This is a genomic window from Dyadobacter sp. CY327, from assembly GCF_021390415.1.
In the GTDB taxonomy this organism is placed as follows: domain Bacteria; phylum Bacteroidota; class Bacteroidia; order Cytophagales; family Spirosomataceae; genus Dyadobacter; species Dyadobacter chenhuakuii.
In genome coordinates this window covers 1,010,869-1,033,833 of record NZ_JAJUXJ010000007.1, presented here as the reverse complement: position 1 = coordinate 1,033,833, position 22,965 = coordinate 1,010,869, and the positions used below count along the sequence as shown (strand labels likewise).

Annotated in this window: 22 protein-coding genes and 1 tRNA gene; 14 read left to right on the top strand and 9 right to left on the bottom strand. The window is 45.5% G+C overall.

What is annotated here, in order from left to right; genetic code table 11:
* Positions 1-250: 250 nt before the first annotated feature.
* Positions 251-1,864, bottom strand: a complete 1,614-nt coding sequence (gene dnaB, locus LZG74_RS20730) for a replicative DNA helicase (protein ID WP_233798402.1) — start codon at positions 1,862-1,864, stop codon at positions 251-253.
* A 246-nt stretch (positions 1,865-2,110) separates the two neighbouring features.
* On the opposite strand from dnaB, the gene LZG74_RS20725 reads away from it, so the two are divergent.
* Genes LZG74_RS20725 through LZG74_RS20715 form a run of 3 tightly spaced genes read left to right on the top strand, consistent with a single transcriptional unit; the run spans position 2,111 to position 6,111 of the window.
* Positions 2,111-3,058 (top strand): PhoH family protein, encoded by a 948-nt coding sequence (locus LZG74_RS20725; protein ID WP_233798401.1) that lies wholly within the window; start codon positions 2,111-2,113, stop codon positions 3,056-3,058.
* The gene (locus tag LZG74_RS20720) at positions 3,039-4,328 is read left to right on the top strand and encodes a M43 family zinc metalloprotease (RefSeq protein WP_233798400.1); all 1,290 of its coding nucleotides are present in this window, start codon (positions 3,039-3,041) and stop codon (positions 4,326-4,328) included. The genes LZG74_RS20725 and LZG74_RS20720 overlap by 20 nt, the downstream gene beginning before the upstream one ends.
* A 1-nt stretch (position 4,329) precedes the next feature.
* Positions 4,330-6,111, top strand: a complete 1,782-nt coding sequence (locus tag LZG74_RS20715; RefSeq protein WP_233798399.1) for a ComEC/Rec2 family competence protein — start codon at positions 4,330-4,332, stop codon at positions 6,109-6,111.
* A gap of 4 nt (positions 6,112-6,115) precedes the next feature.
* Here the strand turns inward: LZG74_RS20715 and LZG74_RS20710 are convergent, their stop codons facing one another.
* On the bottom strand, positions 6,116-7,198 hold the full coding sequence (locus tag LZG74_RS20710; protein ID WP_233798398.1) for a hypothetical protein: 1,083 nt from the start codon (positions 7,196-7,198) through the stop codon (positions 6,116-6,118).
* Between the two features lie 69 nt (positions 7,199-7,267).
* On the opposite strand from LZG74_RS20710, the gene LZG74_RS20705 reads away from it, so the two are divergent.
* On the top strand, positions 7,268-7,747 hold the full coding sequence (locus tag LZG74_RS20705; protein ID WP_233798397.1) for a dCMP deaminase family protein: 480 nt from the start codon (positions 7,268-7,270) through the stop codon (positions 7,745-7,747).
* A gap of 65 nt (positions 7,748-7,812) precedes the next feature.
* Here LZG74_RS20705 and LZG74_RS20700 read toward each other — a convergent pair whose 3' ends face one another.
* Entirely contained in the window at positions 7,813-8,328 is a 516-nt protein-coding gene (locus tag LZG74_RS20700) for a peptidylprolyl isomerase (protein ID WP_026628786.1), read from the bottom strand.
* 96 nt (positions 8,329-8,424) lie between these two features.
* Between LZG74_RS20700 and LZG74_RS20695 the strand changes: the two genes are divergently transcribed.
* The 3 genes from LZG74_RS20695 to LZG74_RS20685 are packed head-to-tail and all read left to right on the top strand — an operon-like array spanning position 8,425 to position 11,036.
* The gene (locus LZG74_RS20695) at positions 8,425-9,021 is read left to right on the top strand and encodes an ACP phosphodiesterase (protein ID WP_233798396.1); all 597 of its coding nucleotides are present in this window, start codon (positions 8,425-8,427) and stop codon (positions 9,019-9,021) included.
* Positions 9,022-9,045: 24 nt separating this feature from the next.
* On the top strand, positions 9,046-10,065 hold the full coding sequence (gene holA / locus LZG74_RS20690; RefSeq protein ID WP_233798395.1) for a DNA polymerase III subunit delta: 1,020 nt from the start codon (positions 9,046-9,048) through the stop codon (positions 10,063-10,065).
* Between the two features lie 59 nt (positions 10,066-10,124).
* The gene (locus tag LZG74_RS20685) at positions 10,125-11,036 is read left to right on the top strand and encodes a DNA-3-methyladenine glycosylase (RefSeq protein ID WP_233798394.1); all 912 of its coding nucleotides are present in this window, start codon (positions 10,125-10,127) and stop codon (positions 11,034-11,036) included.
* Here the strand turns inward: LZG74_RS20685 and LZG74_RS26275 are convergent.
* From LZG74_RS26275 to LZG74_RS20665, 5 genes are all read right to left on the bottom strand, one after another.
* The gene (locus tag LZG74_RS26275) at positions 11,020-11,298 is read right to left on the bottom strand and encodes an Ada metal-binding domain-containing protein (RefSeq protein ID WP_255699453.1); all 279 of its coding nucleotides are present in this window, start codon (positions 11,296-11,298) and stop codon (positions 11,020-11,022) included. The genes LZG74_RS20685 and LZG74_RS26275 overlap by 17 nt on opposite strands.
* A gap of 5 nt (positions 11,299-11,303) precedes the next feature.
* A complete protein-coding gene (locus LZG74_RS20675; RefSeq protein ID WP_310589374.1) occupies positions 11,304-11,801 on the bottom strand; it encodes a 2OG-Fe(II) oxygenase in 498 nt (165 codons plus the stop codon).
* A gap of 12 nt (positions 11,802-11,813) precedes the next feature.
* Complete coding sequence (locus LZG74_RS26440; RefSeq protein ID WP_310589357.1) at positions 11,814-12,005, bottom strand: hypothetical protein; 192 nt, start codon at positions 12,003-12,005, stop codon at positions 11,814-11,816.
* 105 nt (positions 12,006-12,110) lie between these two features.
* Positions 12,111-13,889, bottom strand: a complete 1,779-nt coding sequence (locus tag LZG74_RS20670; RefSeq protein WP_233798393.1) for an ABC transporter ATP-binding protein — start codon at positions 13,887-13,889, stop codon at positions 12,111-12,113.
* Positions 13,890-14,018: 129 nt separating this feature from the next.
* Positions 14,019-14,095, bottom strand: a tRNA-Met gene (locus tag LZG74_RS20665).
* 201 nt (positions 14,096-14,296) lie between these two features.
* Between LZG74_RS20665 and LZG74_RS20660 the strand changes: the two genes are divergently transcribed.
* The 6 genes from LZG74_RS20660 to menD all read left to right on the top strand — a co-directional run bounded on the left by LZG74_RS20660 (position 14,297) and on the right by menD (position 21,541).
* Positions 14,297-14,689: an START-like domain-containing protein gene (locus LZG74_RS20660; protein ID WP_026628779.1), complete on the top strand. Its 393-nt coding sequence runs from the start codon at positions 14,297-14,299 to the stop codon at positions 14,687-14,689.
* Positions 14,689-16,188 (top strand): LptF/LptG family permease, encoded by a 1,500-nt coding sequence (locus tag LZG74_RS20655; protein WP_233798392.1) that lies wholly within the window; start codon positions 14,689-14,691, stop codon positions 16,186-16,188. Before LZG74_RS20660 ends, LZG74_RS20655 begins: the two co-directional genes overlap by 1 nt.
* A gap of 103 nt (positions 16,189-16,291) precedes the next feature.
* The gene (gene rpsO / locus LZG74_RS20650) at positions 16,292-16,567 is read left to right on the top strand and encodes a 30S ribosomal protein S15 (protein WP_026628777.1); all 276 of its coding nucleotides are present in this window, start codon (positions 16,292-16,294) and stop codon (positions 16,565-16,567) included.
* 107 nt (positions 16,568-16,674) lie between these two features.
* Entirely contained in the window at positions 16,675-18,813 is a 2,139-nt protein-coding gene (gene pnp / locus LZG74_RS20645) for a polyribonucleotide nucleotidyltransferase (RefSeq protein WP_233798391.1), read from the top strand.
* A gap of 64 nt (positions 18,814-18,877) precedes the next feature.
* Positions 18,878-19,741 carry an RNA polymerase sigma factor RpoD/SigA gene (locus LZG74_RS20640; RefSeq protein ID WP_015810559.1) on the top strand — a complete coding sequence of 288 codons (864 nt, stop codon included), beginning with the start codon at positions 18,878-18,880 and terminating at the stop codon, positions 19,739-19,741.
* Positions 19,742-19,828: 87 nt separating this feature from the next.
* Positions 19,829-21,541, top strand: a complete 1,713-nt coding sequence (gene menD / locus LZG74_RS20635; protein ID WP_233798390.1) for a 2-succinyl-5-enolpyruvyl-6-hydroxy-3-cyclohexene-1-carboxylic-acid synthase — start codon at positions 19,829-19,831, stop codon at positions 21,539-21,541.
* A 27-nt stretch (positions 21,542-21,568) separates the two neighbouring features.
* Here menD and LZG74_RS20630 read toward each other — a convergent pair whose 3' ends face one another.
* Complete coding sequence (locus LZG74_RS20630) at positions 21,569-22,603, bottom strand: lipopolysaccharide assembly protein LapB (protein WP_233798389.1); 1,035 nt, start codon at positions 22,601-22,603, stop codon at positions 21,569-21,571.
* A gap of 21 nt (positions 22,604-22,624) precedes the next feature.
* Here LZG74_RS20630 and LZG74_RS20625 point away from each other — a divergent pair, with 21 nt between their 5' ends.
* The gene (locus LZG74_RS20625; protein WP_233798388.1) at positions 22,625-22,876 is read left to right on the top strand and encodes a hypothetical protein; all 252 of its coding nucleotides are present in this window, start codon (positions 22,625-22,627) and stop codon (positions 22,874-22,876) included.
* Positions 22,877-22,965 lie beyond the last annotated feature (89 nt).

Genomic DNA, 22,965 nt, shown 5'->3' with positions numbered 1-22,965 from the left:
TTGTGGCTTGGACTTCGGCTCCGCTCAGTCTGACAGGGGCTTTGGCAACGCTCGTTGTGGCTTGGACTTCGGCTCGGCTCAGTCTGACAGCGGCTTTGGCTATGCTCGTTTAGACCGGACTTTGGCTGTGCGCAATATGATAATAGCAATACGTTACTGTCAGACTGAGCGGAGCCGAAGTCCTAACTCTACTGTCAGACTGAGCGGAGCCGAAGTCCTAACGTTACTGTCAGACTGAGCGGAGCCGAAGTCAGAACGGCGGTTCGCTATCGGGGCCTTTGTAATCGAAATTACTCAGATCATTTGCTCTGCTCCTGAGCGTTCCGCCTGCGGGGGCGGGCTTGCTTTGGCTTTCGAATGATGCGATGGGGTTTGTGGTTGGGATGGGCCGGTCTACCGAGAATGGTGCCGGGGTGAATTGTGAGTCGAGGTCGGTGAATTTGGTATATTTTCCAATGAATCTTAACTGAACCGTATCCAGTGATCCTGCACGGTTTTTGGCAACGATCACTTCACCGATCCCGGCAACAGAATTTCCTGATTCGTCTTCTGTAATACCATAATATTCAGGACGATATAAGAAAAGAACCATATCGGCATCCTGCTCGATCGATCCTGATTCCCTTAAATCCGAAAGCTGAGGCCTTTTTTCACCGCCACGCGTTTCAACGGCCCGGCTAAGCTGAGAAAGTGCGATTACCGGCACATCAAGCTCTTTCGCCAGGTTTTTGAGCGAACGCGAGATCATAGCAATTTCTTGTTCCCTGTTTCCTGCGCCTTTGCCACCCGTATCTCCCGTCATCAACTGGAGGTAGTCAATCACGATCATTTGAATGTCGTGCTGGGCTTTCAGACGGCGGCATTTTGCACGCAGTTCGAGAATGGAAAGGGCAGGGGTATCGTCAATGTAAATGGGCGCATTGGTAAGCCGGTGAATGCGGTGGTGCAATTGCTCCCATTCGTGCGGCGCAAGGCTTCCTTTCCTGATTTTTTCGCTATCGATCTCTGCCTCAGCCGAAATCAGACGGTTAACCAGCTGAACCGAGGACATTTCGAGTGAGAAAATGGCAACAGGCATATTGAAATCCACGGCAGCGTTACGGAGCGAAGAAACGACGAATGCCGTTTTTCCCATACCCGGACGAGCCGCTAGGATCATTAACTCCGTTTTCTGCCAGCCTGAGGTAAGTCTGTCAAGGGCGCTGAAACCGGATGGCACACCGGTAAGACCATCCTTATTATTCTTTTTCTGATCGAGTTCTGCCAGTGCCTGTCGCATCAGCGCGCCCATATCAGCGTAATTTTTCTTAATGTTTGATTCGGAGATCTGGAAAAGGCTCTGCTCGGTTTTGTCCAAAAGCCTGAAAACGTCTGTGGTGTCTTCAAAAGCCTCGCGCTGGATTTCCGAAGCCACTTTGATCAGCTCGCGCTTGATAAAAGCCTGGGAAATAATGCGCGCATGAAATTCAATGTTGGCGGCGGAGTTCACTTTTGAAGTCAGCTCCATGATATACGGCGCACCGCCTACCAGTTCGAGCTCTCCGGTGCTGCGCAATTTCGAAGTCACCGTCAGCATGTCAATAGGCTCCGAATCAGCGAAAAGCGTGATGATGGCGGTGTAGATCCGGACGTGCGCTTCCTTATAAAAACTGTCTGGGCGGAGAATGTCCGCAACAGCTGTCAGCGCATCCTTTTCAATCATTAATGCACCCAGAACTGCCTCTTCCAAGTCAACCGCCTGAGGAGGTAACTTGCTGAAAGTCTGATCAGTACCGGGCGTTCTGGCGCCCATTGGCTTGCGCCCCTGATTGTTCTGTTTAAAGCCTGATTTCGAGAAATTGCCGGATGCCTTGTCGTTTTCCATGTTACTACAAAGTTAAGGAAAGCATGACCCGTAAGAAAGCAGGAAAGGTTAAGTTCAGGCAAAAATTTTTTTTCAGGAAATGATCCATTTTGTCCGGCTCTGATAATGAAAGAGTTGATTAAAATAAGGTCATTTTTCGTTTTCAAATATCAAATCATAATTGTATTTCTCATGTTTTGTATTACAATTGTTCGTTATTATTACTAAATTTTAGAACAAATAGGAAAACACTAAACTTTAATTCATTTGCTGGAAAAAATCATCACGCTCGAGGACGTTTCAATGGTTGATTTTTTGGGTATTCACAATGCGAATATCAAGGAAGTTGCAGCCGCTTTCCCTGGAAGCAAAATTATTTCACGCGGAAACGAGATCCGCATTCAGGGCACCGCTCCTGAAATAATCCGTATCACTGATGTAATGGATTCATTAATAGCCCATTATCAAAAATACGGCAAGGTTACCAACGACAATGTGAAAGGTTATTTAAATGGCGTTGTTAAATCGCCCGTTGCCAGTGCAGAAGATGATGCGGATGTGATCATTTATGGCAATAAGGGGCTGGTTGTGAAGGCCAAAACGCCAAACCAGAAACTGCTGGTGGAGCAGGCGGAGAAATTCGACCTGGTGTTCGCAGTAGGACCGGCCGGAACGGGAAAAACATACACCGCGGTGGCCATTGCCGTGCGGGCTTTGAAAAATAAGGAAGTCAGAAAAATCATTATAACACGTCCGGCCGTTGAGGCGGGCGAAAACCTGGGTTTTTTGCCGGGTGATTTGAAAGAAAAAATCGATCCTTACCTGCGCCCGATCTACGATGCGCTGGATGATATGATTGCACCGGAAAAGCTGAAATTGTATCTGGAAAGTCGCACCATTGAGATCGCGCCGCTCGCTTACATGCGCGGACGGACATTAAACAATGCATTTATTCTGCTGGACGAAGCACAAAACACGACGCCCATGCAAATGAAAATGTTTCTGACCAGGATGGGCCCCAGTTCCAAAGCCATCATTACCGGTGACAAATCTCAGATTGATTTACCTAAAAACCTGAAATCAGGGTTAATTGATTCATTAGCAGTGCTGAAAGGAATTAAAGGGATCAGTTTTGTTGAGCTGGATGGTTCCGATGTGGTGAGACACCGTTTGGTAAAAGATATCCTTGCAGCTTATGATAAAGCCGAGCAGTAAGCTTCTGCTGACCTTTTTACTGTTGATTATCTCCAAAGCGTTCGTGCTGGCGCAGGACAGCGATTCGTTGCTGAAACGGTGTGCCAGCACAGAACTGGACGCTTTGACCATTTCCAGATTTCCTGCTTTACAGCAACTCAGGATCAAGTCGGAACAAGCCATCCAGAAAAGAATCCAGGCCAACCGCACTTCGCTCAGGACGAATGCGGACGAGATCATAACGATTCCGGTCGTGGTGCATGTGGTTCATAGTGAAGAGGATATGAGCATCGGCGGGGCGAACAATGAAAACATTACAGAAGCCCAGATCCAGAGCCAGATCGACGTTTTGAACGAAGATTATGGCAACGCTTCCGGTTACAAAGGTTTTTACACCGATTCCCTGGGAGTTGATACGCGCATCCGCTTCAAACTGGTAACAGTATTACGGACTTACAATGAAAAGAACCAATTCAGTCCCATTACCGAAGCGGACGATCTGGCTGAAATTTCGCCCGCTTGGGCAACCAGCCGTTATCTCAATATATGGGTCTGCCGCCTGGCTGACCGCTATCTGGGCACTTCCCAATTTCCGGTTGTTACTGAGTTGAATGATCTTACCACAGGACTTTCTACTTCCGAAGATGAGGCAGTCAGGGCATTAACAGACGGCGTCATTATCGATTTCCGCTACTTTGGCAGAAACTCACCAGCCATCACCAGCTCCGTTTACAATCTGGGCCGCACCACCACGCATGAAGTGGGACATTGGCTGGGACTGATCCACATCTGGGGAGACCGGAACTGCGGGACCGACCACTGTGATGATACGCCGACTGCTTTTACCAAAAATGAAACAACCGATATTTCCTGCACACCCGTATTTTCCGAATGTCGGGGTGTCACAACCCGGAATATGATTGAGAATTACATGGATTATTCTCCTGACGGGTGCATGAGTGTATTTACCAATGATCAGAAAGAGCGGATGCATGCCGTCCTCGAACTCAGTCCCAGGAGGGCCAAACTGGTGGAATTTTCAAAAATCAGCGGTGAAGATCTCCTGGTTGAATTGTCTCCAAATCCAGTGAGCGAGACATTAACAGCCAGCGTTTTTACGCCGAATTTTCAACTTTTCACGGTTGAAGTTTTCAATCAGCGGGGCCAGCTTATCACTTCCGGTGCCACTAACCTCAGTTATCTCGACGTTCAAAAATTCCCAAGCGGACTCTATTATTACCGGGTTTCATCCGGCGGACAAACGGTCACCAAACGGTTTGTAGTTCGTTAATATGCTGACACGGTCGCCATTCGTCGGGATTGTACTGTCTTACATTACCGGCATTTTGCTGAGCGAAATCATTCCTCATTTTGCAGGAACACCGGCATTGCTTCTGTCGCTGGCGCTTTTCTTTCTAGCCGTCTGTTTTATTTTCTATATCAAAATCCTGAAAACAGCATTCGGGATTGCATTCGCACTGTTTTTTGTTTCGCTGGGCGCATGGACGATGCAGACTTTCGAGCAACATAATGAAGCGAACATTAAAGTGCTCGCAAATGCTGGATATGATGCTTATGAAGCGGAAATTAAGAGCTTACCAGAGAAACGCACGAAAACACTTCGCTATGAAGCACATATCACGCGCATAAAGGTGCGGGAGAAGTGGAGTAAGGTTGATTTGAAAGCATTGATTAACATCAGCCACGACGCGAGCAACATCCCCGAACCCGGCAACACGATCATAGTCAACGGCACATTAGAACGCCCGATGGAAGCCGGAAATCCAATGCAGTTTGATTACCGGCAATATCTGCGAAACAAAGGAATTGTATGGACCGATTACCTGACGGAGCGTTCGTTTCAAATCATGCCCATTGCTGACCATTCTCTTTTTCTTAACCATTGGAGCAACGGCATTTCGAAATGGGCTGCGCAAACGTTCAGGAAAAATGTGGACGACGACGAAGCCTACGGGTTGATTAAAGCCATGTTATTAGGCAGGAGAGATGATCTCCGCTCTGACCAGATCAGCGACTACACGACATCCGGGACCGTTCACATTCTTTCGGTTTCGGGCATGCATGTTGCGATCATTTTCCTGGTTATCAGTCATTTGTTGGGTTGGATGAAGCGCTGGCGTGTTGGAAAGATGGGTTATTTAGCGCTGATGATCGGGTTGCTAGGCTTTTATGCATTGGTAACAGGCTTGCCGCCGTCGGTGCAGCGGGCAACGCTCATGTGCATTGTGTTTGTTGTTGCGGAGGTTTTTGGCCGGAAACAAAACGCCATGAATACACTTGCATTGTCTGCATTGTTGATCCTGCTCATTGATCCGGCTGCGCTTTACGATGTAGGGTTTCAGCTTTCTTACCTGGCCATGAGCGGAATATTCCTGCTTTATGAGCCTTTAAACGCTATTTTTACGCCGCAGAACAGGATCTTAAAATTTGTGTGGCAGATTTCTGCATTGTCATTCGCGGCACAGTTGGCCACATTCCCGCTCAGCTTGTTTTACTTTCATCAATTTCCGACTTATTTCTGGCTGGTTAATCCATTCGTGATCGCCTTTACAAACGTTCTGTTGCCGGCTGCGCTGATGCTCCTGCTGGTGTCGCCATTGAATGTCCTTTGGCTGCAAGTGGTTATTAATAAAATAGTTTGGCTGTCGGCTTTTCTGACGAACATTGCCGTTTCTGTGCCCAAATCGTTGCCCGGATATTTATTGGAAAACCTTAATCTGGATAAAATTGAGGTAGTTTTGTTATATGCGCTCCTGTTCACAACGTGGTATGCGTATCACATAAGATCTTATCAATATGTAAAAGTTTCCTATCTGCTGGTCATGCTTTTTACAACCTATTCTGTTTCTAAAAGCATTCAGACTCGCGATTCGGACCGAATGGTCGTGCATCAGATTCCCAAGCACGAGGTTGTGAGCATTAAGCAGGGGAAATCGCTTTATATAGTGAGTGACCGGGCTTTTGCAAAGGATTTGGACGCATACAATTTTTACGTTAAAAATTACGCGACCAGTCAGGAAGTGGAAGAGACGGTGTTTATTACTGCGCAGTAATGTCCTATTGAACGGCGTAAACCGCCGAAATCTCGCCAGCTATTTTGCGGTCCCATGCTGCTTGCGCCCCGGCATTGAGGCCGTGCCCGGTTTCACCATCATAACGTTCCTGATCGGTGTTCATTTCGCGAAATGCTTCCAGGAATTGATATTGAATCTCGCTGTCATAATCTTCAATGGTAAGGTCGGCTTTCAGCAGTCGGGCTTTAAATTTCTCAACTACAAGCCTGGTAATGTCAAAATGGATTTGTTCGTGGCGTAATGTGCTTGCATTCCTGGACTCCGGCCGGCCCCATGACATGCTTTTTACCATGAATGTTTTCAGCCCGATTTCCACCACCAGATCATCGTCTTTGGGATAGGAGCGTCCTTCGTAGCCAAAACTGGTAAATACCGCCGCCGCATACCGGCTGCCCGGCTTTGCATTCCGGACTTTGAAATCGTCCCATATCAGCGGCCTTTTCGGAGAATAAAATACCGTATCAGGGTCATTATTACTGATTTCCTTAAAAACCAACTGAATGTTCCTGGCCAGCGCGGGATTTTTTCCGGCATTCAGCGTCATCCATTTTTGAAAGTGCGCAATGGATTGGTCTAGCAGCTGCTTCACGAGCTTTTCATAGACAAAATCCCTTTCCGGTCGGGTATAGTTTGCTGCTGTCTGATAATTTGTGAGCTCCACAGGCTGCATGTTTCGGTACCAGCGGAATTTTACAGAGAGCTTCACTTCGCCGGTCACCTTGTTGGGGCCAACGCGCTTTTCGTTTAGCGAAAGCTCTTTGATGCTGATGTAAAGCGGAAGGTAAGTCTGCTGGTTTTTGGGTGCTGCGAAGGACCAATAATTAAACAGTTCTTTATCCACCTTGCCCGGCAATGCAACAGGCGTTTCCTTTCCCAGCACAATCACTTTTCCCAGTCCAGAACCGGGAATAATGCGCTGATCTTCAACTTCCTGGACAAAAAATTTATAGCTCTTGACTAATGATGCCTGATCCATTGCGAGTTTCAACACAACCTTTTCCTGTTGTGAAAAACCAGGCAGGCATGTGAAAAACAGTGAAAGAATAAGCAAAAAACTTCTGATCATACTTCGAAATCTTATGTTGAATCCCGTTTTCAATTCGATAAGTTTGTATAAAAATTATTGAAGAAACGAATGACATTATCTACAACGAAATTGCGCCCGGAATTTGATGATATCTACATGGAATTAGCAAAAAATCTGGCGTTGCGTTCACATTGTATCAAAGCACAGGTGGGTGCGGTATTAACGAAAGACACCCGCATCATTTCAATCGGTTACAATGGTCCTCCTGCCGGCACGCATAACTGTGATGAAGAATTTCCGGAAGTGGGTTGCCCGAGAGATGCAAAAGGAAGCTGCTCACTCGCATTACATGCAGAACAGAACGCTATCTTATTTGCAGTAAAAAATGGCTCAAATATCGAGGGTTCGACGCTTTTCGTAACATTAGCGCCGTGCATTGCCTGCGCCAGGGTTATTTATACAATGAAAATCAAAAAAGTAATTTTCCTGCATTCGTACGCCGCTTACAAGGGAATCGCAGTGGAGGAAGGGGTGGAGTTTCTGAAGCGTTTCGGCGTGGAGGTGGAGCAGTATTCAATGATTGAATGAGTGAATGACTGAATGTTTTGTATTCACTCATTCACTCATCGCCCGGCGACCCGGTCAAAATTAAATCAATGATGATGCACCCCACCAGCACCATGCACATGCCCGTGGCTGATTTCTTCTGCTGTGGCTGGACGGATTGAAATTATCTGCCCTTTAAAATGCATTTCTTTTCCTGCCAATGGGTGATTGAAGTTCATGACAACGATGTCGTCTTTGATCTCAACAACCTGACCGTGCATTCTTTCGCCGTCTTCGTTGGTCATCGGAATAATGTTACCGATTTGCAATAATTCGTCCTGATTAACGTCTTCCATCTGGAAAACTGCTTTTGGCAATTCGACAATGGCTTCTTCATCAAACTCGCCGTAACCTTCTTCCGGGGCCACCGTGAATTCGAATATATCACCCGCAACAAGTCCCTCGATCTGGTTTTCAAAACCCTCGGGAAGGCCGCTGATGCCTTGTATGAAGTACATTGGATCTTCTTCCGTAACCACTTCAACGACATCTGTTTCGCCGTCTGTGTCAGGAATTCTCAGGCTGTATGTTAACGCTATCACGTTATTTTTTTCGACTTTCATTTGCTAGTTTGATTAAAATAATTGTTGTTGTAAAAAATTGTTCCAAGTAGAGCAGGGAAAACAAACGTACGGCAAATTTGCCAAAATGCCATTTAGATGAATTTTTTAGCACACATTTTGCTATCAGGAAATAAGGAAGGCGTGGTGATGGGCAATTATGTGGGCGATTTCATAAAGGGCCGTCTGACGGACGAAAAGACGGCCGAATGGGACCCGGATTTTGTCACCGGCTTGAAGCTGCACCGGCACATTGATTTTTTCACAGACCAGCACGAAATTGTCCGTGAAGCCACGCACAAGGCTGCATTGTCGCAGGGAAAGCTGGCTGGAATTGTGATGGATATCTATTTTGACTATTTTCTTGCCCAGCATTTCGATCAGTTTCAGGCTGAGCCGCTATTTACCTACACCCGCAATATTTATGCGCTGATCAGGAAGAATGAGCACTTTATTCCCGAGCATATGACGCGTTTGGTGCAGGCCATGATCCGTGAGGACTGGCTTACAAGCTACGCCACCCTGGAAGGCGTGGAGCTTACCTTTCACAGGATGTCCAGGCGGGCTACTTATCTTGCGCCGCTGCGGAATGCGATGCTGGAGCTGCGCGAGAATGAGGAGTTTTACAGGGATAAATTTTTACGCTTCTTTCCGGAACTTCAAAAACAGTCCGAGGAGTTTATATTAACACATTAACATTATTGCCTACCGGCACACCCTATGGCCCAAACACCGGACATTGTCCTGAAAGAGATCAGAAGTAAGAAGTTCAGGCCTATTTATTTTCTGCACGGCGATGAGCCTTACCACATCGATTCCATTGCCGAAGAACTGGAAAAACGTGTTGTTCCTGAATCTGAAAAGGGTTTTAATCAATTCGTTCTGTATGGAAAGGATACGGATGTGGCTGGTGTGCTTAGCTATGCCCGGCGGTTTCCTTTCATGGCCGAAAGGCAGCTGATCCTCGTGAAAGATGCAAATAAGCTGGGCGGGATCGAGCAGAAGGAACAGCAGGCCAGGTTAGAGGATTATGCACTCAATCCGCTGAACAGCACGGTGCTGGTTTTTTGTTTTCATGCCAATGCTGATGAGCGTAAGACATTCATCAAATCAATCAATACGAATGGGGTTGTGGTGCAGTCTAAGAAGATGTACGACAACAAGTTACCCGAATGGGTAGCGTCATTTTGTCAGCATGAGGGCGTCAAAATAAGTCCTAAGGCCGTGCAGATGCTGGTCGATAACATTGGGAACGATCTGAAACGGTTGTCGAACGAGATCCGGAAAATCCTGGTTAACCTCCGCGTAGATGAGGGAATTGATGCCGCAGCCATTGAAAGGTTTGTAGGCATCAGTAAAGAATATAATGTGTTTGAATTCCAAAAGGCATTGATGACGCGTGATGTCATGAAGGCCAACCAGATTGCCACTTATTTTTCCCAAAATTCCAAGGATAATCCGCTGGCTCCGATCCTGATCATTTTATTTGGTTTTTACACAAAAGTGCTGCTTGCACACGCCAGCAAAGATAAATCAGAGAAAGGGCTTGCTACCGAATTGGGTGTCAACCCTTATTTTGTAAAAGATTACCTGCTGGCTATCCGCAATTATCCGCTTCCCAAAGTGGCCAACATTATACATTATCTTCGCGAATGTGATGCACGGCTGAAAGGGCTCGACGGCGTGAGCATTCCGGAAGGTGAACTGCTTAAAGAATTGGTTTTCAAAATTGTACATTAAGGTCATCATGCAGCAAGAAACAGGTTTTGGCTTGTTTGCAGTTGCGGTATATTTGGTAAATGAATAGTGAGCATAAGGTCTTAATCCCCGTTCCGGCGCTTTTTAGTTTTGAAGAATGTTTGTGGTTTCTTAACAGGAATTACGATGATTGCCTGCATATCATTAAAGGCGATACCATCTTTAAGGCACTGGAAGTGGGAGCGGAAATGCTGCTGGTGTCCATCCGCGAGCATTCGGGTTTCCTGGAATTGGAAATTCTCAAGGGAGAAGCAACGCAGGAAAATAAATCTTATCTCATTGGTTATGTGCGTGAATGGTTTGATATGGATACGAACATTCAGCCGTTTTACGACTTGCTGAAAGCTGATGGACGCATTGCCTACATGGCCGAAGATTATAAAGGCCTGCGGGTGATTGGCATTTCCAATCTTTTCGAAGCCATTTGCTGGTGCATTATCGGTCAGCAGATTAATTTGTCCTTTGCCTATAAAGTGAAGCGGCGGCTGGTGGAACATTATGGCAAGCGAATCGACCATGAAAATGAATCTTACTACGTTTTTCCCGAGCCCGAAGTGCTGGCAGCAGCTGATCCGGACCTTTTAAAGGAAATGCAGTTTTCGAAGCAAAAATCGGATTACGTGATTGGCATTGCCAGGGCGTTTGCAAACGGGAGCTTGGATAAAGAAGCAATTCGCGCATTACCCGACTTTGCAGCACGTAAAAAAGCATTGACGGATCATAAGGGAATCGGTGTATGGACGGCTAATTATGTTTTAATGAAGTCGTTGCAGGAACCTGGCGGCATTCCGCATGGTGATATCGGTCTGTTGAATGCACTCTCCAATCACAACATTATCCATGATAGAAGTGAAACAGGCAAGATCGATGCACTTTTTCAGCAGTTTGCAGGCTGGGAGAGTTACCTGGTCTTTTATCTCTGGCGGAGCCTCACTTTCAAGATTTTAGCGTAATGTGCCGTTTTGGTTTCCACTTTAAATAAGCTTCCCGCATACAATGTCCGCATGGTCGGAAACCTTGCGACATTGCCTCTTTCTCTGAATTGAAAAACACCCGGTTTTTCATTTTCATGCGCTTTCCCGAATTACATTGCAATGTTCCGAAAATTTTGAGACGAGCATTTCCGCCATAACAGATTACGTGATCGTCAATTAGTTTCTTCAACCTTCTGCTCGTTTGAAACGACGGAGGTCCGAGGTCCGAGTGCCTGATCATGGCTTTCAGCTTAGTGCGTCGTGGAAAATGATTCCCAGCGTGAAGCGGTTCCCGGAAGTCACTTCGGAAACGCCATGCTTCATATTGACGCGATAGTAACCTTTGGTTCCCTTCACGGGTTTGAAATTGGTTGTGAAGACCAGTATGTCTCCTTTCCTGGGTTTCAAAACGATGGCTTTCGACTGAGCGCGCGGTGTTTGTTGGGTCAACACAAATTCTCCTCCTGTATAATCATTTTCAGGGTCGCTAAGGAAAATAACCAGCTGAATAGGAAAGAACAGATCTCCGTACAAGTCCTGATGCAACGTATTATGCCCGCCTTCGCCGTATTTCAGGATCAGCACGGTAGGCTTTGTTTGTTGCTTTTCGTGACACTTCGTCTGAAAGTCCTGGAAATCAGCAGGGTAATGTTGGTCAATGTTGAGGACTTGCATCCATTTATTAGCGACCGGGGCAAGTTTTGAATAAAAGCTCTGTCGTAAATGCTGGATCAGGTCTGGCAGGGGATATTCGAATTATTTATATTCTCCTAACCCAAACCGGTAACGCTCCATCACGATCGTCTTCCGATAATGTGCTGGTTCATTGTAAGATGCAATCAGCTCATCACATTCCGAAGGCGAAAGGACCTGTTCTATTAATGCGTATCCTTTTCTGTGCAGATCGTCCGTCATGCAACTCCAATCCAATGTTTCAATGTTTTTCATTCGTCTTATTTCTGTTTGATCCAATCTAGTATTGACAGGACAAAAATAGGCGCCGAAGGACCGCTGAAAAACCTGAATCTTGCTAGCTTTTGGTTATTGTATACATTAGGAAGAAAGGACCGACTCGTCCTTGCGCTCACCGATCTGCTGGCGCCACATGGCATAATACAAGCCTTTTTCGTCAAGCAAAGCATGATGGCTTCCCGTTTCCACTACATGCCCTTTTTCCAGGACATAAATCCGGTCTGCATGCATAATGGTAGACAGCCTGTGCGCAATCATTACCGTAATATGCTGACGCTGATCGGTAATGTTGCGGATTGTGTTGGAAATCTCTTCTTCTGTCAGCGAATCCAATGCAGAGGTTGCCTCATCGAAAATCAGCAAATGCGGCTCACGCAGCAGCGCACGGGCAATGGATAAACGCTGCCGCTCACCACCCGAAAGTTTCAACCCGCCTTCGCCGATCACCGTATCAATCCCGCTTTCAGCTCTCGACAGCAAGTTATAACAAGCCGCTTTCAGCAACACATCATTAATCATTTCATCCGTTGCACCGGGGTTTACAAAAAGCAGGTTTTCTTTTATTGTGCCTGAAAAAAGTTGCGTATCCTGCGTTACAAAGCCGATTTTATTCCTGATTTCATCAAAATCAATGTTATTACCATCTATGCCATTGTAATATACAGCTCCCGAAATGGGATGATAAAGGCCCACAAGAAGCTTGACCAATGTCGTCTTTCCCGAGCCGGACGGTCCTACGAACGCAATGGTCTCGCCCCGTTTTACGTCAAAAGAAATATCTTCCAAAGCGGGCCGGTTAGCAGATTGATGCTGGAACCTGACCTGTTCAAATCGCAGTTCTTCGATGTCTGTAATCACCTCGGGATTTGCGGGCTTGCGTTCGACGGGCCTGGCCAGCAATGTTTGCAGATTGTTCAGCGACGCTTCGGCCTCGCGATAGGAGAGAATCACATTGCCCAGTTCCTGCAAAGGCCCGAAAATGAAGAACGAATAAAACTGCATCATCATCATTTGCCCTACGGTAATCCGGTCCCGGAAGACGAAGAACAACAAGGCGAACATGATACATTGTTGAAGGAAATTAACGAATGTGCCCTGAATAAAGCTTATTGAGCGGATGCTTTTTACCTTTCTGAGTTCAAGTTTAAGGATTTTGAATGTGGTTGTGTTCAGACGGGTTATTTCCTGATTCGTCAGGCCGAGGCTTTTGACCAGTTCAATGTTCCGCAGCGATTCGGTCGTGGACCCAGCCAGCGCCGTAGTTTCTTTGACAATGTTCTTCTGGATTGACTTGATTTTTTTGCTCAAAACACTCGTCAGAACTGCCAGTATCACCGAGCCAACCAGGTAAATAAGCGGCAATGAAGGACTGAGCTTAAAGGCAACGACAACCACGAACACAATTCCTACCAATGTGGCAAAGAGCACGTTAACGAAGCTGGTAATGAATTTTTCACAATCCGCCCTAACCTTTTGCAGCACCGAGAGTGTTTCACCGCTGCGCTGGTCTTCAAAATCCTGGAATGGGAGGCGTAATGCATGGCGTAACCCATCTGTGTAAAGGTTTGCGCCAAACTTCTGGATCACAACATTGACGACATAATCCTGAAATGCTTTGGCAATCCGCGAAACCATGGCAACACCGATGATCATCAGCAGGCCGATAAGGATGCCCTTGAAAAAAGCGTCATCAAGGCCATTATCGCGGTAATATTGTGCTTTGTTGGCGTAAGGGTCGATGAGGTAATTACCGAGAATGTAGGGGTTCAGGAGCGAAAAGACCTGATTGATGGCTGCGAGTACAAGCGCCAGTAAAATGAGGGCTTTGTACCGGCTAAGGTATTGTATTAATAATTTCATGGTGAATGAGAGGCGAACCAGCGTTAGACTATTATGGGAAACCGAAAATCCGGTAATTTAATTCTCGCAGAACGCAGAAGAATGCAGATAGGGCAATAAAAAAGACATCCGTCCGGGATGTCTGATCTTTGGTAGCGGGGAGCAGAATCGAACTGCCGACCTTAGGGTTATGAATCCTACGCTCTAACCATCTGAGCTACCCCGCCGTGTTATTGTGGTGCAAAAGTATGTTAAAAAAAATTAAAGTCCAATGCGTTTTTTCAATTTTCGCCCTAAATTTTCGTTTGGATAAAAGAGCAAAAATTAACTTTGATGACATTTATTGTTGAATTATGCTATATTACAGCTTTTAAAATCAGCATATAAGGCGGTACTGTTGTGGTTAACCCTTTTTAATTTTAGTTCATATGGAAAAATATAAATTTGTTACTGAATTTGAATTGCGATCCTCTCCAAAAGTACTCTTTCCATATATATCGACGCCCTCGGGACTGGAACAATGGTTTGCTGAAAAAGTCACTGTATTGCCCGATCACCGGTTTGACTTCCAGTGGGACGGTGACAGCCACATTGCCAGACAGACCGGTTTGCGTATCAATAAAGCAGTAAGATTTGATTTTGAAAATACAAGCGATGATAATCTGGACAACAATCACGTGGAACTAAAACTTGAAGTTAGCGAGTTAACCCAGACAACATTCCTGCGCGTGACCGACTATTCGTCCAACCGCGATGAGCGGGAGATGGCTTCGCTTTGGGATGGCTTTATTGATAATTTGAAAGATATCGTTGGTAGTTGATGAAAAAGCTTGATAAGCTTATATTAATGTCCTTTTGGGGGCCTTTTGTGATAACAATGTCTGTCGTGGTTTTCGTCTTTCTGATGCGAATCATGATTTTTTACATAGATGATTTCGTTTCCAAAGACCTTGGGATAACGGATTACGCGCAATTATTCTTCTTTTTCAGCTTGATAACGGTTCCTACCGCGCTTCCGCTGGCCATGCTGCTGTCATCGCTGATGGCATTCGGTAACCTGGGTGAATTTTTCGAGCTGACGGCCATAAAAAGTGCAGGCATATCGGTTGTGCGTGCTATGGCGCCGCTTTTCATTGTCGCAGTTTCCGTCAGTGCCTTCTCATTTTATTTCAATGACCGAATTTCTCCGTGGGCCAATTTGAAGGGTTACAGCCTTTTATATGATATTAAGACCACGAAAGCCACTTTGAAGATAAAGGAAGGGATTTTTTATAATGATCTCCCTGGGTTTAGCATTAAAGTGGATAAGAAGGAAGAGAATGGTAAGTTAAAGGGAATGGTGATCTATAAGCATAGCAACCGTTCGTATGAAGTGGGAAACACCGAAATCATTCTTGCTGACTCGGGCCGGATGTATTCCATCAATGATAACCGTTACCTGGTGATCGAGCTTTATAACGGAACGCGTTACACGGATGAGGTGAGTTCCGGCACCGCGCGGCCTGCGTATATATCCTCACCGATAGGTGGCGGCAGCATGCCGAATTACTCCAATTTCAGTCGCAATTCGTTCAAGCACTTCCGTTTGACGGAAAGCCTTTCTTCGTTTGGTATGAAGCGCACGGATGAAGGGCAGTTCAAATACCACGAGTTTATGAAGAACATCAGCGACCTGACTTCAACGGCCGATTCGCTCCGTAACTCCTATAATGAGACGCGGAAAAATCTCGTGGCCGGCAGCCAGCAATATTATTCCTACAATTACCGCGAAGGAACCGATAAAACGCTGAAAAAAGGCCCCTGGATTGATTCTTTGCTGAATAAACCTGTTTCGGACAGCTTGAAAAAGGAGATTTTAATGAATACAAAAAGCGCGGCGAACAGTATGCTGAGCTACACCAAATCTCAGAAGGATTACTTGCAGACGAAGCTGAAAGATGCAACCAAGTATGAATTGGAAAAACACCATAAATATACCAATGCATTATCCTGCCTGATCATGTTCCTGATTGGCGCGCCGCTGGGTGCCATCATTAAAAAAGGCGGTTTTGGGGTGCCTGTCCTGGTATCCATTATTTTCTTTATCCTGCTTTATGTCCTGACTAACCAGGGCGACAAATGGGTAAGGGAAGGCATGCTCGCTGTGCCCGTAGGCGCGTGGATGGCTAATACAGTGCTCCTTTTAACCGGATTATACTTCATCGACCGGGCCCGTAGTGACTCGCGGTTGTTTGAAAAAGATGTCTATTTGATGTTTGTCAAAAGAATAAAAGAAAGATGGGCAAGTAGATTTGGCAAAAGCGCGCTTATTCAATCATAGTAAAATTATATTTTTATTTCAGGCCGAAAATCGTAATTTTGCGTCCTTATTTACAGCAGGGTGCTGTGAAAAGTCCAAAAATAATTAATCTGTTGTTACAATTATGTATTTAACCGCGGAAAAGAAGACCGAGATCTTCGAATCAAAAGGTTTCAAGAAAGAAGGCGGAGACACTGGATCTGCTGAATCACAAATTGCTTTATTTACGTATCGTATCAATTATTTGAACGAGCACTTAAAAACGCACAAAAAAGATAACGATACAAGACTTGGTCTACTTAAAATGGTAGGTAAGCGCCGTAGATTGTTGGATTATCTGTACAAAAAGGACATTAACCGCTACCGTGCGATTATTGCCGAACTGAACATACGTAAGTAATTTAGAATCAGGGAACTTCATCTACATGAAAGTTCCCTGATTTTTTGCGGAATTAACAAATTTGGAACGTCAGGATGGCGTTTCGCAGCTACAAAAAACAATATTTTATGCTCTTTAATATAGTTACCAAGACTATACCCTTGCCAGACGGAAGGGAAATCACCATTGAAACAGGGAAATTAGCAAAGCAGGCCGACGGTTCGGTTGTAGTTCGTTTGGGCAACACCATGTTGCTGGCGACAGTTGTAGCTAATAAAGATATTAAAGAAGGTCTTGACTTCTTGCCATTATCAGTTGACTATCAAGAAAAATTCGCATCTGCGGGACGTATTCCCGGAAGCTTCCAGCGTCGTGAAGGCAAGTTGTCTGATCCGGAGGTTTTGACAAGCCGCCTGGTGGACCGCGTTTTGCGTCCGTTGTTCCCGGATGATTACCACGCAGAAGTTCAGGTTAACCTTATGCTGATGTCGGCTGATGCAACTGCATTGCCTGATGCATTGGCAGCTTTGGCAGCTTCTGCTGCACTTGCCGCTTCCGATATTCCTTTCGGCGGACCGGTTTCAGAAGTTCGCGTTGCGAAAATTGATGGCCAGTACGTTGTTAACCCGGGCTCAGTGGAGCTGGAACGTGCAACATTGGAGCTGATGGTAGGCGCAACCTACAATGACATCGCGATGGTAGAAGGCGAAATGAGCGAAGTGTCGGAGGAAGAGGTTGTGGAAGCATTGAAAGTAGCTCATGAGGTTATCAAGCAGCAATGTCTTGCTTTGAAAGAGTTCGAAGCGGCAGTTGGCAAAACAGAAAAGAGAGAATATGTAGGCGATGCAGCAGACGAAGCGCTTGAAGCTCGTTTGAGAACATTTGCATACGATAAAATATACAAGGTAACCCAGCTGGGCTCAACCAATAAAACTGTTAGAAAAGAAGGTTTCAAAGCAGTTTGGGAAGAGTTCATTGCTTCGGTTCCCGAGGATGAAGAAGGTTTTGACAAATCCCTTGCAAAACGTTATTTCAATGACCTGGTGTGGGAAGCATCACGTCGCCTGGTTTTGGATGAAAGGATCCGTCTTGACGGCCGTAAACTGGATGAAGTTCGTCCTATCGCTTCTGAAATCGACTTCTTGCCAAATGCTCACGGTTCTGCCTTGTTTACAAGAGGAGAAACGCAGTCATTGACAACGGTAACATTGGGTACGAAAAATGATGAGCAGATTGTTGATACGCCGATGAAATACGGTTACAGCAAGTTCATGCTGCATTACAACTTCCCTGGATTTTCAACGGGTGAAGTAAAACCAAACCGTGGTCCTGGCCGTCGTGAGGTAGGTCATGGTAACCTGGCTTTGCGTGCATTGAAAAAAGTATTGCCCGTTGCTGAGGACAATCCATACACAATCCGTATCGTATCCGATATTCTTGAATCAAATGGTTCGTCTTCGATGGCGACTGTTTGCGCTGGTTCTCTTGCGTTGATGGATTCAGGTTTGAAGATCAAAGCACCGGTTTCAGGAATTGCTATGGGTCTTATTTCCGATGAAAAAACAGGCAAATATGCGGTTCTTTCGGACATTTTAGGTGACGAAGATCACCTGGGCGATATGGACTTCAAGGTAACCGGAACTGAAAAAGGAATCACGGCTTGCCAGATGGATATGAAAGTAAACGGACTTTCGTATGAAGTTTTGACAGAGGCGCTGATGCAGGCAAAAGCAGGCAGATTGCACATTCTGGGTGAAATGAACAAGACGATGACTGAAAGCCGTGCTGATCTGAAACCACATACACCACGTGCTGTCGTGATCAAGATCGACCGTGAAATGATTGGTGCCGTAATCGGGCCTGGCGGTAAGGTTGTTCAGGATATCCAGAAAGAATCCGGCGCTACGGTTTCTATCGAGGAAAAAGATGGAGCAGGATTTGTAAGTATATTCTCTGCCGATAAGACTTCGATGGATAAGGCGGTTGCCCGTATCAAAGGAATTATCCTGGTGCCAGAAATCGGAGAGATTTATTCTGGTAAAGTGAAATCAATCATGCCGTTTGGTGCGTTTGTTGAATTCTTGCCAGGAAAAGACGGCTTGCTTCACATATCCGAAATCAAATGGGAACGTCTTGAAAAAATGGACGGTGTTCTTGAGGTAGGAGAGGAAGTTCAGGTTAAATTGGTAGAAATCGATAAGAAAACTGGTAAGTATCGTCTGTCACGGAAAGTATTGCTGCCGAAGCCAGAGAACAAAAATGATTAAAATAGTGTTTTTGGAAACAGGGGCAATATTTAATGTCGTTATATATAAAAATAATAAAAGATAGATGAGACAGCTAAAGATCAGTAAGCAAATTACCAACCGTGAGAGTCAGTCGTTAGACAAGTATTTGCAAGAAATCGGGAAGGTGGATTTGTTGACGCCGGACGAGGAAGTGACGTTAGCTCAGAAAATTAGGGATGGTGATCAGCTTGCATTGGAAAGACTTACCAAGGCGAATCTTCGCTTTGTAGTGTCTGTGGCCAAGCAATATCAAAATCAGGGCTTGTCATTGGGCGACTTGATTAATGAAGGAAACTTGGGTTTGATTAAAGCTGCTCAGCGTTTTGACGAAACAAGAGGTTTTAAATTCATTTCTTATGCAGTTTGGTGGATTCGCCAATCTATTCTGCAAGCGCTTGCTGAGCAGTCCAGGATTGTACGTTTACCCCTCAACCGTGTAGGTTCTTTAAATAAAATATCAAAGACTTTTTCAGAACTAGAGCAGCGTTTCGAGCGTGAGCCTTCTCCTGAGGAATTGGCAGAAGTGCTTGAAATTTCTTCTTCCGAGGTTGTTGATACGATGAAGATCTCTGGTCGTCACGTATCCATGGATGCTCCATTCGTTCAAGGTGAAGAAAACAGCCTTCTGGATGTGTTGGAGAATGATCTGGAAGACAAGCCTGATTCCGGTTTGGTGAATGAATCATTGCGTAAGGAAGTGCAGCGTGCACTTTGCACATTGACACAGCGTGAGGCGGACGTTATCGCATTGTATTTCGGTTTGAATGGCGAGCATGCCATGACGCTGGAAGAGATCGGTGAGAAGTTTAACCTTACCCGTGAACGCGTTCGTCAGATCAAAGAAAAAGCGATCAGAAGATTACGCCACGTATCGAGAAGCAAAGCATTGAAAACATACCTGGGTTAATCTCAGCAGATGATGTTGCAATTAACCAGTGATTTGATACAGTATTAATTAAATAGCCTCTTAACGAGGCTATTTTTATTTACAGATATGGCCATTTTACAACCTTTGGTGGATCTCGCCGCCATTTGCTATGCACAGGGAGTCCGGCACGTCGTGGTCTCTCCCGGCTCACGCAGCGCTGCGCTTACGCTCGCATTTACACGCTTCGGGCGCTTCACATTACACGTGTGCATGGATGAGCGCTCGGCGGGCTTCATAGGGCTGGGAATAGCGCAGCAAACAGGCGTTCCAGTGGTATTAATATGCACATCCGGCAGTGCAGTGTACAACTTTGCGCCGGCTGTCTCTGAGGCGTTTTTTCAGCAAATTCCGCTGGTTGTTATTTCCGCCGACCGGCCGAAGGAATGGTTGCATCAATATGATGGGCAGACGATCTATCAAAGCGAAATATTTGGTAAGCACATCAAGCGTTCATTCGAATTGTCGGCTGATTATGCGCACGCAGATGTGCAATGGGCCATTAACAGGATGTCGAACGAAGCAGTAACGCTGGCAGCAACGGTTCCGGCAGGTCCGGTGCACATCAATGTTCCGATCAGAGAGCCATTCTATCCTGCGCCAGGTGATGAAATGATTCCGTCTCCGAATTTGAGGATTATCCAGCGCCAATCGGCGGAGAAAATCCTTGCTCAGGAGGAATGGAATGCATTGCTGGATGAGTTTGAAGACTGCCCGAAAATACTGATCGCTGCCGGTCAGCAAATGCCCGATCAGGCGCTGAGCGATGTGCTGAATAAGATCACGGAAGAGTGGGACATCCCGGTCCTGGCCGATCATATTGCAAACATTTCCGGAGCGAAGATTATCCGCAACCACGATCTGTTTCTAGGAGGAAGTGATGTCGAACAACTGGTGCCGGATTTGCTCATTACGTTCGGTTTGTCATTCATTTCAAAAGATTTCAAACAATTTATCAGGAAAAATCCGCCCAAGCTGCATTGGCACATCGGCGAAGACACATTTCTGGCCGATCCAACGCAATCTTTGACAAGAACGATTCCTGTTTCTCCTCAATATTTCTTTAAAAATCTGTTCGAAAAGCTTGATTACGAGCTGTTTGTGCAGAATTCAGACCCTGAAACGGACTCAGCCTACCTTAGGCATTTTGCAAGTACCGATGCATCAGCAGCTAGTACGAGAGATGATTATCTAGGAAATCTATCTTTGATATCTGATTTAACGTCGTTAGATATTCTTTTTAGATATATCAATAGTAAGATTCAGTTACATGTTGCGAACAGCATGTCTATCCGTTACGTCAATTTGCTCGACCTCGGCAGTAGTATCAATGGCGTATTCTGCAATCGGGGAACGAGCGGAATTGACGGTTGTGTGAGCACTGCTATTGGTGCTGCGATGGTCAACGGGCAGGACACATTATTAATTGTGGGAGACGTTGCGTTCATGTACGATCGCAACGGTTTGCTCATCAACTCACTTCCGCAGAATCTTAAAATCGTGGTCATCAATAATGCCGGTGGAAATATCTTCCGTATGATCGACGGGCCTTCCGGCTTGCCCGAGATTGAAACTTACTTCGAAACCAGACATGCATTTTCGGCTCGGCGCACTTGTGAAGATTCAAGCGTTGCCTATTTTAGTTGTAATGAAATTGAAACATTAGAGACAGCTATCAATGCGTTCTTAGAGAACAAAGGCATCAGCTTGTTGGAGATTTTTACTGATCCTTACGAGAATGAAAGGGTTTGGAAGGCATTGAAGAAGTTGGGTAAGGAATAATAGGTTAGAAGTATTCCACACATAAGATTAGCGACAGTTTTTTGCTGCTTCCGCCATTGAAATGGAGTCCTTCAAAACGACGCCTTGCTTCCAGATCCTGCAAGCTTCCGTAAGGTTCTTTTGCTGGAAGTAAGCCTGGCCCGCAAGTCCGTAAAGCATATCGACCGGCTCGGCAATATCGATGGCTTTTGTGAATGCTTCAATCGCCTTGTCGTGCGCGCCTGCCTGCTGATAATAGATGCCGAGATTGCGAAAGGCGTATCCGTTTTTAGGGAGTCTGTCGAGCGATTTTTCGATGAGTTCCTTCGCTTGCTCAGCCGAACCTGTCTGCAACAGAACATAGCCTTTGTTGTTGAGCGAATAAGGATCGTTTGGCGTTGCTGCCAGAACCTTATCAAAGTAGGAGAGGGCCGTTTTCCAATTCCTTTCTTTTGTCGCAATTAATCCCAGATTGTTGAGTGCTTCGGGTTGAACCGGATTCAAAGCCAGGGCATTTTCAAAATCTTCCTTGGCTGCTTTCCAATTTTTAAGGCCGTAGTATATAGCTCCCCGGTTGACATAAGCTTCAACATTCAGCTTCTGTAATTGGATCGAGCGATCGTAGTCGGCAAGTGCAAGGGATGCATTGCCTTCCGCACCCAGCAGATTTCCACGCACGAGGAAAAACCGCGATGAATCCTTATAATCTTTTTCAATTTGCTGCAAGTCCTCCTTTGCTTCGCGCAAACGCCCTAAATCAAGCCCTGATTCTGCCCTGACGAGATTTGCCTGTGTGAGTGTAGGGTCGATTTTAATCGCTTCTGTCAAAATCTCATGGGCATCTTCCGGCCTGCCCATTTTCAATAAAGTTATCCCTTTATTGAGGTAGGCGTCCGAAAAATCTGCATTTTTGGCAATTGCTTCGTCATATAGGCGTAATGCTTCGGCATAGTTCTTTTGACTAAGAGCCTTGTTTCCTTTCAGAAAGAAGTCAGCGGCATCTTTCTTATCCTGACCAGAACAAGCGGAAAGAATTAGTACTAATAATATTAGTATTCTATTTAGTTTAATACTGATAATCATAGAGTTGCAACAATTTATAAAATGAGATATATTAAGGATATACCCAACGACAAATTTAAGATCGGCCTTTATCAATGGAACAATAAATACATTGTCAAAATTGAATCTGGCATGTATGAGCAAACTTACAAAATCGATGACTATGAAATTGAAAGTCCGGCAGAAATAGAACGTTGCATGGACGAATCATTTATTGCTGCAATTACCTCCCGTTTTGATGCAATGCATGATGATTTTTCGGAGTCCTTACGGCGTAATGAAGTGATCTTCTGAGGTTAAAAATGCCTTTCCTATCAACGTATACGGTTTTAGTACACTTTTCGTTAGATAGCAAACAATTTTAAGAGGTAAGAGCGCACCAA

Excerpts from the sequence above, each read along its gene's own strand:
- LZG74_RS20655 (WP_233798392.1), top strand. The coding sequence starts at position 14,689 with ATGAAAAAGCTTGATAAGCTTATATTAATGTCCTTTTGGGGGCCTTTT.
- LZG74_RS20625 (WP_233798388.1), top strand. The coding sequence starts at position 22,625 with ATGAGATATATTAAGGATATACCCAACGACAAATTTAAGATCGGCCTT.
- LZG74_RS26440 (WP_310589357.1), bottom strand. The coding sequence starts at position 12,005 with ATGAAAAACATTGAAACATTGGATTGGAGTTGCATGACGGACGATCTG.
- LZG74_RS20640 (WP_015810559.1), top strand. The coding sequence starts at position 18,878 with ATGAGACAGCTAAAGATCAGTAAGCAAATTACCAACCGTGAGAGTCAG.
- holA (WP_233798395.1), top strand. The coding sequence starts at position 9,046 with ATGGCCCAAACACCGGACATTGTCCTGAAAGAGATCAGAAGTAAGAAG.
- LZG74_RS20705 (WP_233798397.1), top strand. The coding sequence starts at position 7,268 with ATGACATTATCTACAACGAAATTGCGCCCGGAATTTGATGATATCTAC.
- menD (WP_233798390.1), top strand. The coding sequence starts at position 19,829 with ATGGCCATTTTACAACCTTTGGTGGATCTCGCCGCCATTTGCTATGCA.
- LZG74_RS20700 (WP_026628786.1), bottom strand. The coding sequence starts at position 8,328 with ATGAAAGTCGAAAAAAATAACGTGATAGCGTTAACATACAGCCTGAGA.
- LZG74_RS20710 (WP_233798398.1), bottom strand. The coding sequence starts at position 7,198 with ATGATCAGAAGTTTTTTGCTTATTCTTTCACTGTTTTTCACATGCCTG.
- dnaB (WP_233798402.1), bottom strand. The coding sequence starts at position 1,864 with ATGGAAAACGACAAGGCATCCGGCAATTTCTCGAAATCAGGCTTTAAA.
- LZG74_RS20715 (WP_233798399.1), top strand. The coding sequence starts at position 4,330 with ATGCTGACACGGTCGCCATTCGTCGGGATTGTACTGTCTTACATTACC.
- rpsO (WP_026628777.1), top strand. The coding sequence starts at position 16,292 with ATGTATTTAACCGCGGAAAAGAAGACCGAGATCTTCGAATCAAAAGGT.
- LZG74_RS20630 (WP_233798389.1), bottom strand. The coding sequence starts at position 22,603 with ATGATTATCAGTATTAAACTAAATAGAATACTAATATTATTAGTACTA.
- LZG74_RS26275 (WP_255699453.1), bottom strand. The coding sequence starts at position 11,298 with ATGATCAGGCACTCGGACCTCGGACCTCCGTCGTTTCAAACGAGCAGA.
- LZG74_RS20660 (WP_026628779.1), top strand. The coding sequence starts at position 14,297 with ATGGAAAAATATAAATTTGTTACTGAATTTGAATTGCGATCCTCTCCA.
- LZG74_RS20695 (WP_233798396.1), top strand. The coding sequence starts at position 8,425 with ATGAATTTTTTAGCACACATTTTGCTATCAGGAAATAAGGAAGGCGTG.
- pnp (WP_233798391.1), top strand. The coding sequence starts at position 16,675 with ATGCTCTTTAATATAGTTACCAAGACTATACCCTTGCCAGACGGAAGG.
- LZG74_RS20670 (WP_233798393.1), bottom strand. The coding sequence starts at position 13,889 with ATGAAATTATTAATACAATACCTTAGCCGGTACAAAGCCCTCATTTTA.
- LZG74_RS20685 (WP_233798394.1), top strand. The coding sequence starts at position 10,125 with ATGAATAGTGAGCATAAGGTCTTAATCCCCGTTCCGGCGCTTTTTAGT.
- LZG74_RS20720 (WP_233798400.1), top strand. The coding sequence starts at position 3,039 with ATGATAAAGCCGAGCAGTAAGCTTCTGCTGACCTTTTTACTGTTGATT.